Origin of the sequence: Actinokineospora sp. (assembly GCF_050699995.1) — a bacterium.
Classification (GTDB): domain Bacteria; phylum Actinomycetota; class Actinomycetes; order Mycobacteriales; family Pseudonocardiaceae; genus Actinokineospora.
Genome location: NZ_JBOHGC010000291.1, coordinates 1 through 12252, shown reverse-complemented (window position 1 = coordinate 12252; position 12252 = coordinate 1). Strand labels below are relative to the sequence as shown.

The window sequence follows — 12252 nt, the reverse complement described above, 5'->3', positions numbered from 1 at the left end:
GGCGGGCACTCACTGGCCGGCTTCGCGGCTGCTTCTCAGCGGGGTGCGCCTGCTGAGGTTTCCTTGGCGGGCTTCGGGAGTCGTTGGGTGCGTTCGCCGTTGGGCTCTGGCTCCGCGCGCACTGCTTCGGCGGGTGCGGCCGGAGCGGGCTTGCTCTCGGCCTTCTCCGTCGGCCGCTCAGGCTTGTTCGCCGGTGTCCGCTCGGTGTCGGACTCCACGGCTTCCCAGTGCTCCTGCGGCGGCCCGACCGGCTTCATCATCTTCGTCGGGGACTCGTCCGCCGGTGTCCCGTCGATCGTCTTCGGGGCACGCTCTTCGGGCAGCGGGTCAAGAATCGGCGTCGCGTCCGCCAGTTGCACATGGGCGTCGGCGATGAGGTCGCGCGCCGTGTGCAGCTGGTCGGCCACCCGGGCACGCAGCTGGCGCAGGGCGGCCACCCGCTGGGTGGCGTGGGTGATTCGACGGTTGGCCTCGTCGGTGGCCTCACGGACGCGGCGGTGGGCCTCGGCGGTGGCTTCCTTGAGCCGCGAGGTCGACTCGGTGATCGCCTCGTGGCGCCTGCGGTTCGCTTCCTCCGTGGCCTCACGCACGCGGCGTTCGGCTTCGGACTTGCTGGTCGCCTCCTGCTCGGCCAGCGCCCGCATCGACTCGGTGCGGCGCGAGGCCATGGCGATCTCGAAGTCCTCTTCGACCTTCGTTCGCCGCTCCAGGGACGCGGCGTCGATGCGGGCCGCCTCCGCCTTCGCGGCGGCGACGGTCTGCTCGGCGTCCGTGCGGGCCTTCTCGACGACGCCGACGTGTTCGGCCTCCATCGCCGCGCGGCGCTGGTCGAGGTCGGCCATGAGCTTCTCGTAGCGCTGCTTGAGGATCAGCGCGTCGGCTTCGGCCTTCTGCCGGATGCGGTCGGCGTCGGCTTCGGCCCTGGCCCGTTCCTCGGTCGCCTCGTCCTGGGCGAGCCGCAGCATCCGCTGCAACCGCTCGCTGAGGCCCTCAAGGGTGGTCGGCGGCAAGGAGAGCCGCTCGACCTGCCCCTTGAGTTCCTCTATCTCGGAGCGGCTCCGTTCGAGCTGCTTCGCGAGATCCGTCGCCTGTGAGACGGCCGCGTTGCGGTCGGCGTGCAGTAGCTGCAGTTCGGCGTCGAGCCGTTCAAGGTGCTCTTCGACCTGCGCGCGGCTGTAGCCCCGCTTGGTGATGTCGAATCCGGCACCCAACGGCACGAGATCGCGTTCCTCGCCCAATCCCATGGGGTCACGCTACCTGTCTGGGTTACGGCACTCACGACAAGTAGCGCAATCCCACATCGAACGGCCCGTACGGGTGATCAGTCAGACACCGCGGAAACGGTTGATCGCGTCGAGGTGCTTGGCGCGCATCTCGTGGTCACGCACGCCCAAGCCCTCTTCCGGCGCCAGGCAGAGCACGCCGACCTTGCCCTGGTGGGCGTTGCGGTGCACGTCGAGCGCGGCCTGGCCGGTGTCGGCGAGCGCGTACGTCTTCGACAGGGTCGGGTGGATCAGCCCCTTGGCGATGAGCCGGTTCGCTTCCCAGGACTCGCGGTAGTTCGCGAAGTGCGAGCCGACGATCCGCTTGAGGTTCATCCACAGGTAGCGGTTGTCGTACTGGTGCATGAAGCCCGAGGTGGACGCGCAGGTGACGATCGTGCCGCCCTTGCGGGTGACGTAGACCGACGCGCCGAAGGTCTCGCGGCCCGGGTGCTCGAAGACGATGTCCGGGTCCTCACCGCCGGTCAGCTCGCGGATCTTCTTGCCGAGCCGCTGCCACTCGCGCGGGTCCTGGGTGTTCTCGTCCTTCCAGAACTTGTAGCCCTCGGCGCTGCGGTCGATGATCAGCTCCGCGCCCATCTTGCGGACGATGTCGGCCTTCTCCTGGCTGGACACCACGCACACCGGGATCGCGCCGCCGTTAAGAGCGAACTGGGTCGCGTAAGAGCCGAGGCCGCCGGAGGCGCCCCAGATCAGCACGACGTCACCCTGCTTCATGCCCGCGCCGTTGCTCGAGACGAGCTGGCGGTAGGCGGTGGAGTTCACCAGGCCGGGGGAGGCGGCCTCTTCCCACGTCAGGTGCTTGGGCTTGGGCATGAGCTGGTTGGACTTGACCAGCGCGACCTCGGCGAGCCCGCCGAAGTTGGTCTCGAAGCCCCAGATGCGCTGCTCGGTGTCCATCATCGTGTCGTTGTGCCCGTCGGGGCCTTCGAGCTCGACGTTGAGACAGTGCGCGACGACCTCGTCGCCCGGCTTCCAGGCGTGCACGCCGGGGCCGGTGCGCAGCACGACGCCGGACAGGTCGGAGCCGACCACGTGGTAGGGCAGGTCGTGCTTCTTCGACAGCGGCGACATCTTGCCGTAGCGCTCGAGGAACTTGAACGTGGAGACGGGCTCGAAGATCGAGGTCCACACGGTGTTGTAGTTGATGGCGCTGGCCATCACCGCGACGAGCGCCTCACCCGGGCCGAGCTCGGGGACGGGTACCTCGTCGAGATGCAGCGACTTGCGGGGGTCCTTGTCGCGCGACTCGAGACCTTCGAACATCTCGGCCTCGTCGGCGTGCACCGTGACACCCCGGTACGACTCCGGAACCGGCAACGAGCCGATCGCGTCGAGCTCGTCGGCCTGGATGGCGTCGAGGATCTTCTGCACTGCGGGACCTCCCGGCGAATCGGACACATGGGCTAGAACACCCAGGTGGCGTGATGTTACTTAGCGGTAGAGAGCAGGTACCGGTGATGTGAGGGATGGCACGCACTCGATCGTTGCAGGTCGACATTGACCAGCGGCTCTCGATAAGCGGACCATGGTCTACGGGATCTCCGTTCGATGGAGGTGGTCTCGTGAACGAGTCTGGAGCGGTCAAGCCGTGGACCCGTCCTTACGACTGGGCCGAGGTAGTCCTCGGCGTCGTCGCGATGGCGTCTCCACTGTGGATGGATACCGACAACGCCGCGATGTGGACCATGGTCGTGCTCGGCGCGTTGATCGCGCTCGACGGCCTGGTATCGCTCGCGATGCCGGGCATGGTCGCCGGTGAGGCGATCCAGATCGTGCTCGGCGTGCTGCTGTTCATCTCCCCCTGGGTCATGAGCTACACGCACATGACCGGCATCGCGTGGTCCTCCTGGATCATCGGTGCGCTCACCGTGGTGGCGGGTGCCGCCGCTCTGCCGCTGGCGCAGGCCGCCAGCCGGATGGCCGGATCGCACTGACCCGGCCGGTCAACGGGCCGCGATCGTCGCGGCCCGTTCGACCGGTGTCGTCGGTTTCGTGCGACAGCAGATCCGCCGATCGCGAATCCTCGTAGTCTCTTCAGCGCAATATTCATGCTTTTGCCGCCATTCGGATTGGGCCATTCAGCCCCTTTGTTGCTTGTTGACATATGTTGGAAGCAGCTTCTATAGTCTGCGGCGTTGGGGGGATCCTTGTGAGCGCGTCGTGTGTCTGGCGTGCGCGGAATGTGGGAACCATTTCGCGTGACGCATCGATTTCCCGGATTGCTCACGACAATTCCCCTGTGCTTTCGTCTATTTTTGCTGCGGATTCATCAAAGGAGTGCACAGGTGGCTGAGCGGAAACAGATTCTCTTTGTGTTCACGCGAGGTGGCGCTCCCCTGGAACATGCGATGCCGAAAATGGCGCAGTGCGGCGACGTGCATGTCCTGGCGCTCTCGCCGATGCCCGAGCGCACCGAGCACCTGTGGGGCCCGCACGTCACCGGTCGCACCGACGCGTTCGACCGGGTTGAGGGCGACCAGCTCGTCGACCTGATCGTCAGCCACGCCAAGGAGGTCAACGCCGACGCGGTGTTCGCCCTATCCGAGTACGCCGTCCTCGCCGTCGCCTACGCGGCCGAGCGACTCGGCCTGGTCGGCGCAGGTCCGAACGTGGCGAAGTCGCGCGACAAGCGGCTTATGCGCGAGGTCTGGGAACACGCGGGCGTGCCGAGCCCCCGGTTCCGCAGGGTCGCGAGCGAGGACGAACTTCGCGCCGCCGTGGATGAGCTGACCCTGCCTGTGTTGCTGAAGTCGGCCTTGGGGGCTGGATCGATCGGCCAGCTCGTGATCGAGCACGCCGACGAGGTCGCCGACGCCTGGGCGCAGGCGTCCGCAGCCGTGGCCTCGGCGGTCCAGGTCGGCATTGGTGAACTGCACGACCGCAGGCCGGAGCGGCACTTCCTGGTCGAGGAGATCATCAAGGGCTCGATCCGGACCTGGTTCGACGAAGACTCCGGTTACGGCGACTACCTCAGTGTCGAGGGCATCGTTGCGCGCGGGGTGTACCACCCGATTGCGATCACGACCCGCATCCCCACCATCCCTCCGTTCACCGAGCTCAGCAACCTGGCTCCCTGTTCGCTGCCGGAACCGCTGCAGCGCAAGGTCGAGGCCGTGGCCAAGGCCGCGGTCGACGCCCTTGGCCTCGACACCTGCGGCACTCACACCGAACTCAAGCTCGCCGACAACGGCGAGGTCTTCCTGATCGAGTCCGCGGCCCGCCTCGGCGGCGTAATGGTGATCAAGGAGATCGAGAACGTGTTCGGCTATGACATGGTCGGGATGCTGCTGCGCGAGATGCTCGGCGAGCAGGTCGACTACCCCGAGCGGATGCTGCTGTCGGGCTCCGCCGCCGCGGGCTCGTTATCCATCATCGCCACCGACGACGCGGGCACGCCATGGCAGCGGCTGCCGGTATGGGACTTCGACGCGGTCGACTGGTCGGCGATCTTGTCGGAGGGCTCGAGCATCGAAGCGGTGGCCGGGCTGTCGATCCCGAACGGCACGCCGATGCCGAAATACGACGTGGCGGGCGGGTCGACCAACTATGCCGGGATTTTCTTTCTCCAGGCTCGCGATGCCGAGACACTTGTGCGCGATTCGCACTCGGTGCTCAACAACCTCGAAGCCGCACTGACGGACAATTCAGAATAATCCGCAACGCGACACTAAACACGAGTGAAAACGTATTTCACCGCCCCAGTCGAGCGCGTGGCGCTTCCGGCAGTCGACCCGATCGACGCCGTATTTGCCGCGCGCTAGGGCGCCGCGTGGACCAAGGAGGTTCTATTGTGATCATCTGTGGCTTGAAGCTGACCCATGACGGGTCGGTGTCGCTGCTGCATGACGGCAAATTGGTCTTCTGTGTAGAGATGGAGAAAATCGCCAACGGCGCCAGATATAGCCAGGTAGCCGACCTCGATGTCGTGCCCAGGCTGCTCGCCGACTTCGGCTACGAACTCGCCGACGTGGACCATTGGGTGATCGATGGTTGGGACGGCCAGGTCACCGGCACCGCCAAGGTCGACAACCACGGCTTGCCAGTCGCCATCACGACCGCGCCCTACCGCGAGAACGAGACCGTGGCCGACCTGCTGCGGCCAGGCTATCTCGGCAAGTTCGCCATGGGCGAGCAATCATTCCCCTACGCCAGCTACCTGCATGTCACCGGACACCTCGCCAGCGCGTACTGCTCCAGCGAGTTCGCGGTGCGCAGGGAGTCGTCGTACGTGCTGGTGTGGGACGGGGGAATGTTCCCCCGCCTGTACTGGACCGATCCAGCGCGAGGTGTGCGCAACCTGGGCGCGCTGTTCCCGATGATCGGGCACTCCTACGCGACCGCCGCCCACCACTTCGGCCCGTTCCGCAGGCACGACGAGTCGGCCACGGTGGACGACCTGTCAGTCGCGGGCAAGCTGATGGCCTACATCGCGCTCGGTGCCGCGCGGGCCGACGTCGTGGCGATCCTGCGCGACACCCTGCACGAGCAGTTCGAGTCCGACAAGGACGCCGCCGCCGAGTACCGAGCCGCCATCGGCGGGTGGGGCAGCAATTCCGAGCCGTCGCTGCGGTACGTGCACGAGTTCTTCCGGGCCGTGCGGGTCAAGGTCGACGAGATCGGCGCCTCGGACGAGGACGTGCTGGCCTCGGTGCACGAGTTCTTCGAGGGCCTGCTCACCGAGCGGATCACCGCGGCGGTCGTCGCCGACCAGGGCGAGGGTCCGTTCAACCTGTGCTTCGTCGGCGGCTGCGCGCTCAACATCAAGTGGAACAGCGCACTGCGGGCACTGCCGGTCTTCGGGCAGGTCTGGGTGCCGCCGTTCCCCAACGACTCGGGCTCCGCCATCGGCGCCGCTGCCGCGCACTTGGCCGCCGAGACCGGTCTGGGTCCGATCACCTGGCACCCGCGCAGTGGTCCGGCCCTGGTCGAGACGAACGAGATCCCCGAGGGCTGGACCGTCAGCGCCTGCTCCCCGGCGGCGCTGGCGCGGATACTCCACACGTCGGGCAAGGCGGTCGTGGTGCTCAACGCCCGCGCCGAACTCGGCCCGCGCGCACTGGGCGGTCGCAGCATCATCGCCGCCGCGACCGACCCGGGCATGAAGGACGAGCTGAACCGGGTCAAGTTCCGGGAGAGCTACCGCCCGGTCGCGCCGATCTGCATCACCGAGTTCGCCCCGCAGATCTTCGACCCGGGCACGCCCGACCCACACATGCTCTTCGACCACCAGGTCCGTCCCGAGTGGGCGGACAAGATCCCTGCGGTACTGCACCTGGACGGAACGGCTCGGCTGCAGACCGTCAGCACCGCGGACGACCCGACGCTGGAGACCATCCTGCGCGAGTACCACCGGCTCAGCGGAATCCCCGTGCTCTGCAACACCAGCGCGAACCTCAACGGCAGCGGGTTCTTCCCCGATGTCGCCTCGGCGCTGGCGTGGGGGCGGGTCGACCTGGTGTGGAGCGAGGGCACATTGTACAGCAAGACTGTCGACTGAGGTCGCGGTTCCGGCAGTTCGGCCACGTCAAGTCAATATCAAGAGAGAGAATCATGACCTACATCCTGGGACTGAACCTCAGCCACGACCGCTCCGCAGCGATCATCAAGGACGGGGAGATTCTCGTCGCGATCGAAGAGGAGCGGCTCGACCGGATCAAGCACACCGAAGGCTTCCTGATCCAGGGGCACTTCGAGCGCCTGACCAAGACATTACCCATGCGCTCGGTGACCTACTGTCTCGACGCTGTCGGTATCGGAATCGACGACATCGGTCTGGTCGTCGGCAACCGCCCGCTGGGTGACGGGGCGGTCCGCCGGATCACCAGCGAACTGCCGATCAAGGACAAGAGCAAGATCCACGCTCTGCCGCTGCCCTCGCACCACCTCGCCCACGCTTCCGTCGCGTTCTACGCCTCACCGTTCGAGGACGCCGCGGTCCTGGTGGTCGACCAGGCGGGCAGCCGCTTCCCTGGCACCGACAAGATCGAGAAGCACACCGTGCTCGTCGGTGAGGGCACCGAACTGCGCAGCGTCGGCGCCACGACCTACCCGGTCGATTACACCGACATGTCGCTGGGCCTGTTCTACGACTTCTTCACCGCGAAGCTGAACTTCCTCACCCGCTGGGGCACCCCGGACTTCGGTGTCTTCAACTGCGGCGGTTACCCCGAGGCGGGCAAGACCATGGGCCTGGCGCCCTACGGCAACCCGCGCCCGGAGTGGGGCGACTGGCTGACCTTCGACGGCCTCGACATCACCGTCTCCCAGGAGAGCCTGGAGAAGATCTGGACCGACCTGGTCAACGCCGAGGGCGCGGACTACGACGCCAAGCAGCGCGGCTCGTGGCAGCACCAACTCGCCAAGGACGTCTCCTACAAGATCCAGGACGAGCTGGAGAAGGCGTTCCTGTACCTGGCCAACCAGGCCTACGAGCTGACCGGCAAGAAGCACCTGTGCCTGGCCGGTGGCGTGACCCTGAACTCAGTGGCCAACCAGCGGGTCCGGGCCGAGGGGCCGTTCGAGGACATCTTCATCCCCGCCCCGGCCGGTGACGCGGGCTGCGCCATCGGCGCGGCGCTGTGGGGCTACCACAACCTGCTCGACGGCAAGACCCGTACGCCGATGCGGTCGGCCTCGCTTGGCCGCACCTACTCCCGCGAGACCACGCTCGACGCGCTCAAGAAGTACGAGGGCACGTTGACCTGGCGCGAGTCGAACCCGGCCGAGGTCGCGGGCCTGCTCGCCGAGCACTACGTGGTCAGTTGGGTCGTCGGCGGTTCCGAGATGGGCCCGCGTGCGCTCGGCCACCGCAGCATCCTGGCCGACGCCCGCCACCCGGGCATGCGCGACTTCCTCAACGAGGTCGTCAAGCACCGCGAGGTGTTCCGGCCCTATGCCCCCTCGGTGCTCGTCGAGCACGCCGATGAGTGGTTCGACGGCAAGGGCGAGAGCCCGTTCATGCTGCTGGTGCCCGCGGTCAAGGCTGACAAGCACGATGTCGTCCCCGCGATCACCCATGTCGACGGCACCGCCCGGGTGCAGACGGTCCGTCCGGACGTCAGCCCGTACTACCACGAGCTGATCAGCGCCTTCCATGCCAAGACCGGCGTCCCGCTGGTGCTCAACACCTCCTTCAACGACAACGGCGAGCCGATCGTGGAGACCCCGGCCGACGCGCTGCGGACCTATGCCCGCACCGACATCGACTTCCTCTACATCGATGGCTTGCTGGTTTCGAAGGTCAAGCACGAGTTGCACGAGCAGCACCCGCACCACACCCCGGTCGCCGCGGGCTGAGTGCGCCACGACTCCGGCCGTCCGTGAGGGCGGCCGGAGTTCGGCGTTCCCCGTCGTCCCAGAAAGGTCTCACGGTGATCGAACGGCCCACGATGGACACGGTCAAGGCGTTCGACGCCTGGTACGAGCGCGCGGGCGTCCGTTCCGGGCCTCGGCGTGTGCACACTGACGACGACGACATCAACAAGGGCTTCTTCCCCGACCGGTTGGTGCCGCACCTGAGCCATCCGCTGGTCCTGGCCACCGAGGCGCCGGTCCAGCGTTACCTGCAGGCGCAGCATCTTTTCCAGTGGTTGAACTTCACCGCGCACTTCGAGGTCGCGGTGGTCAGCCGTGCCACCCAACGCATCGCCGACGGCACCTCGGGTCTCGAACTGCCAAACCGAGTGCGGCTCGATGGGTACAAGATCTGCGTCGACGAGGCTTACCACTCGCTCTACAGCCTCGATGTGCTGGTGCAGTTGGAAGAACGCGCGGGCATCGCCGCGCTGCCCTACGACTTCGGCCGGTTCATCACCGCGCTGGACAGCGTCGGCGACCGCACACCCGACCACCGGGTGCTGGTGCAGCTACTGCAGGTTGTGGTGTTCGAGACGCTGATCACCTCGATCCTCGTGGACATCCCCAACGACACAAGCGTGATCACCGTCGTGCGTGACACGGTGCGCGACCACGCCATCGATGAGGGCCGCCACCACGCCTACTTCTCCAGCTTCTTCGAGCACCTGTGGGGACAGCTCGACGGCGCCACCCGCACCATGGTCGCGACCTACCTGCCGAAACTGATCATCCATTCACTGCAGCCCGCGACGGCGCCCGCGACGGCCGCGCTGATCAAGTCCGGATTCACCGCGGAGGCCACCGGGACCATCGTCGCCGAGTCCTACAACCGGCAGGCGGTGACTGAGAGCATCCGGTTCGCCTCGGCGAAGACGGTGGCGCTGTTCGAACGCATCGGGGTGCTGGACATCCCCGGCGCGCCTGAGCAGTTCGCCGCCGAGGGCCTGCTGCCGTGAGCATCGAAGGAGCGAAGATGGACACGACCGACGGTGTGCTGCTGCTGATGGGCAGCGGCGCCCAGCTATACCGCGAGTACCTTGTCGAATCGGCCGCCCGCAACCACCGGGTCTGGCTGTTCGACCCCGACGAGCCGACATGGCAGCGCCCGTACATCGCAGGCTACGACGTCATCGACGTGTTCGACCCGGCTGCGGTCGTCGCCGCCGCGCGCGGGCTCGCCGAGACCGTGCCGGTTCTCGGGGTGTACTGCTACCACGAGGGCGTGATCGTCGCGGCCGCCGAGGCCGCCGCCGCGCTTGGGCTGCCCGGAACGGCACCGGAGGCCGTGCGGGCGTGTCGGGACAAGGTCCGGACCCGCGAGCTGCTGCACGCCGCTCGTGTCCCGCAGCCGATGTTCGCGCTCGTCGGCACCATCGAGGCCGCGACGGCAGCCGCGGGTGAGATCGGCTACCCGCTGGTGATCAAGCCCCGCGGCCTCGGCGCGAGCCAGGGCGTGGTCAAGGTGACTGGGCCCGACGAGCTGGCCTGGGCGCTGGAGGTCACCAGGTCGGCGACCCAGCGCGGCATGGCCGCGCACGACGAGGTCCTGATGGAGGAATACCTCGAGGGCCCCGAGATCAGCATCGACATCGCGGTGTTCGAGGGCCGGTGCCATCCGTTCATCGTCGGCCGCAAGAACGTCGGGATGCCGCCTTACTTCGAGGAGATCGGCCACATGGTGTCGGCCGACGACGCACTGCTGACCGACCGCGGGATGCTCGACCTGCTCGACCGCATGCACGTCGCGCTCGGCGTCACCCACGGCATCACCCACACCGAGATCAAGTTTGGCCCGCGCGGACCGGCGCTGATCGAGGTCAACGGCAGGCTCGGCGGCGACCTGATCCCGTACCTGGGGCAGATCGCGTCCGGTGTCGACGCGGGCGACGTCGCGATCGACCTCGCGCTCGGCCGCGCGCCCAAGCTCGACGCCACCGACACCGCCTCGGCGTCGATCCGCTTCTATTACCCACCAACGGATATGGCCGTCGAGTCGGTCACCCTCCCGGCCGCGGACCCGGACGCGGGCCTGTACGAGGTATGCGCACTCGCCGAACCCGGCACCGAGTTGCGGCTCCCGCCGCGGGGATACACCTCGCGTTTCGGCTACGCCATCGCCCGCGCGGCGGATCCCGCCGCCTGCACCGCCGTGCTCGACGCGGCCGACGGGTTCGCCGCCGTCACCGGCGTGGAGCTCCCCGCTTGACCCCGGAAACCCCGGCACAGCAACAGGAAGGGACATCGAGCATGGCCAGCGAGGTCGACACCGAGGTCGAGGAGAAGCCCGGCGTCTGGGAGACGGTGAGAACGCTGCCACGCCCGGTCATCGTGCTGCTGACCGGGGTCGCGCTCAACCGGGCGGGCCAGTTCGTCCAGATCTTCCTGATGCTGTACCTGACCAGCATCGGCGTCGCGCCGCTCAAGGCGGGTGTCGTGCTGACCGCGTACGGCATCGGGTCGATCGTCGGCGTGTTCGCGGGCGGGTCGTTCACCGACAAGATCGGCCCGCGCCGAACGATCATCATCTCGATGGTGGTCTCCAGTGTGCTGACCGCTTCGCTCGCGGTGATCGACGCCTACCCCGCGCTGCTTCCGGTGTGCGCGCTCGCCGGCCTGTTCTCGCAGCTCTATCGGCCCGCCGCGTCGACCATGCTGGCCGACTACACCCCCGCGTCTCGGCTGGTCATCGCGTCGGCGGCGTATCGGCTCGGCATCAACATCGGTGCGTCGGTCGGTCCGCTGGTCGGCGCGTTTCTGATGACGCAGTCTTTCACCGCGGTGTTCCTGACCAACGCGGCGACCAGCCTGGGCTTCGCGATCGTGGCGATGGCGCTGCTGCCGGAGCCCAAGGCCGGGCGTACGGCGGAGAAGGCCACCGGCCGGTACGTGGACCTGTTCGCGGACAAGCGTTTCGTGCTGGTCGTGCTGGCGCAGTTCATCACCTCGTTCGCCGAGGTGCAGTACCTGGCCGTGCTGCCGCTGGAGGTCAGCGCGCGTGGGCTGCCCGAACAGCTCTACGGCGTTCTCCTGGCACTCAACGGCCTGCTGGTGATCACGCTGGAGCTGCCGCTGATGCGGTACGTGCAGCGGATGTCGATGCGCTCGGCGATCGCCTGGGGCAGCGGGCTGATCGGCGTGGGCACGGCCCTGTTCGGCCTGCCGGTGGGCATGTGGATCCTGTTCGCGGGGACGCTGGTGTGGACCCTCGGCGAGATCGTCAGCGCGCCGTCGGTGGTCGCGTACCCGGCACTGGCAGCGCCGCAGGGCTTGCGCGGTCGCTACATTGCCGCCATCACCGCCGCGATGGCCAGTGGCTACGCGCTCGGCCCGACCGTCGGCACCGCGCTATACCAGTTCTATGGCTCCGCGGTCTGGCTGATGTGCGCCGTCCTGGGCCTCGCGGCCGCCGCGGGCATGACGGTCGGTGTGCTCGGCCCGCAGGCGCTGGCCGTGCGGTCACAGGAATATGAGACCGCCGAGGGATAGGCGTGTCCTGTGGCCACGACTCAGCCCCAGGTCTCGAACAGCCGCTTGAGGATGGTTATACCGCTCTGCTCGATTCTGGCGACCGAGGTCGGGTCGAGGTCGACACCGTCGGGCAGGTGCGGGC

General features: G+C 67.5%; 9 protein-coding genes. 7 read left to right on the top strand and 2 right to left on the bottom strand.

All coding sequences use genetic code 11. From position 1 onward, the window contains the following. Nucleotides 1-35 precede the first annotated feature (35 nt). Together ACRDSQ_RS14405 and ccrA are read right to left on the bottom strand one after the other, a co-directional pair. Nucleotides 36-1244: a chromosome segregation protein gene (locus ACRDSQ_RS14405; RefSeq protein WP_431421582.1), complete on the bottom strand. Its 1209-nt coding sequence runs from the start codon at nucleotides 1242-1244 to the stop codon at nucleotides 36-38. 81 nt (nucleotides 1245-1325) lie between these two features. Next, the gene (gene ccrA, locus ACRDSQ_RS14400) at nucleotides 1326-2657 is read right to left on the bottom strand and encodes a crotonyl-CoA carboxylase/reductase (RefSeq protein ID WP_431421581.1); all 1332 of its coding nucleotides are present in this window, start codon (nucleotides 2655-2657) and stop codon (nucleotides 1326-1328) included. A 191-nt stretch (nucleotides 2658-2848) separates the two neighbouring features. Between ccrA and ACRDSQ_RS14395 the strand changes: the two genes are divergently transcribed. The 7 genes from ACRDSQ_RS14395 to ACRDSQ_RS14365 all read left to right on the top strand — a co-directional run bounded on the left by ACRDSQ_RS14395 (nucleotide 2849) and on the right by ACRDSQ_RS14365 (nucleotide 12128). After that, on the top strand, nucleotides 2849-3220 hold the full coding sequence (locus tag ACRDSQ_RS14395; protein ID WP_431421580.1) for an SPW repeat protein: 372 nt from the start codon (nucleotides 2849-2851) through the stop codon (nucleotides 3218-3220). 414 nt (nucleotides 3221-3634) lie between these two features. After that, complete coding sequence (locus ACRDSQ_RS14390) at nucleotides 3635-4939, top strand: ATP-grasp domain-containing protein (RefSeq protein WP_431421579.1); 1305 nt, start codon at nucleotides 3635-3637, stop codon at nucleotides 4937-4939. Between the two features lie 137 nt (nucleotides 4940-5076). Beyond that, complete coding sequence (locus tag ACRDSQ_RS14385) at nucleotides 5077-6783, top strand: carbamoyltransferase N-terminal domain-containing protein (RefSeq protein ID WP_431421578.1); 1707 nt, start codon at nucleotides 5077-5079, stop codon at nucleotides 6781-6783. Nucleotides 6784-6836: 53 nt separating this feature from the next. Beyond that, a complete protein-coding gene (locus ACRDSQ_RS14380) occupies nucleotides 6837-8582 on the top strand; it encodes a carbamoyltransferase family protein (RefSeq protein ID WP_431421576.1) in 1746 nt (581 codons plus the stop codon). Nucleotides 8583-8656: 74 nt separating this feature from the next. Continuing rightward, nucleotides 8657-9598, top strand: a complete 942-nt coding sequence (locus ACRDSQ_RS14375) for a diiron oxygenase (protein WP_431421575.1) — start codon at nucleotides 8657-8659, stop codon at nucleotides 9596-9598. A gap of 17 nt (nucleotides 9599-9615) precedes the next feature. Then, complete coding sequence (locus ACRDSQ_RS14370; protein WP_431421574.1) at nucleotides 9616-10848, top strand: ATP-grasp domain-containing protein; 1233 nt, start codon at nucleotides 9616-9618, stop codon at nucleotides 10846-10848. 41 nt (nucleotides 10849-10889) lie between these two features. After that, complete coding sequence (locus tag ACRDSQ_RS14365; protein WP_431421572.1) at nucleotides 10890-12128, top strand: MFS transporter; 1239 nt, start codon at nucleotides 10890-10892, stop codon at nucleotides 12126-12128. Nucleotides 12129-12252 lie beyond the last annotated feature (124 nt).

Bases quoted from the DNA above. Each gene is read 5' to 3' on its own strand.
- ACRDSQ_RS14405 (WP_431421582.1), bottom strand. From the start codon at position 1,244: ATGGGATTGGGCGAGGAACGCGATCTCGTGCCGTTGGGTGCCGGATTC.
- ACRDSQ_RS14390 (WP_431421579.1), top strand. From the start codon at position 3,635: ATGCCGAAAATGGCGCAGTGCGGCGACGTGCATGTCCTGGCGCTCTCG.
- ACRDSQ_RS14380 (WP_431421576.1), top strand. From the start codon at position 6,837: ATGACCTACATCCTGGGACTGAACCTCAGCCACGACCGCTCCGCAGCG.
- ACRDSQ_RS14370 (WP_431421574.1), top strand. From the start codon at position 9,616: ATGGACACGACCGACGGTGTGCTGCTGCTGATGGGCAGCGGCGCCCAG.
- ACRDSQ_RS14365 (WP_431421572.1), top strand. From the start codon at position 10,890: ATGGCCAGCGAGGTCGACACCGAGGTCGAGGAGAAGCCCGGCGTCTGG.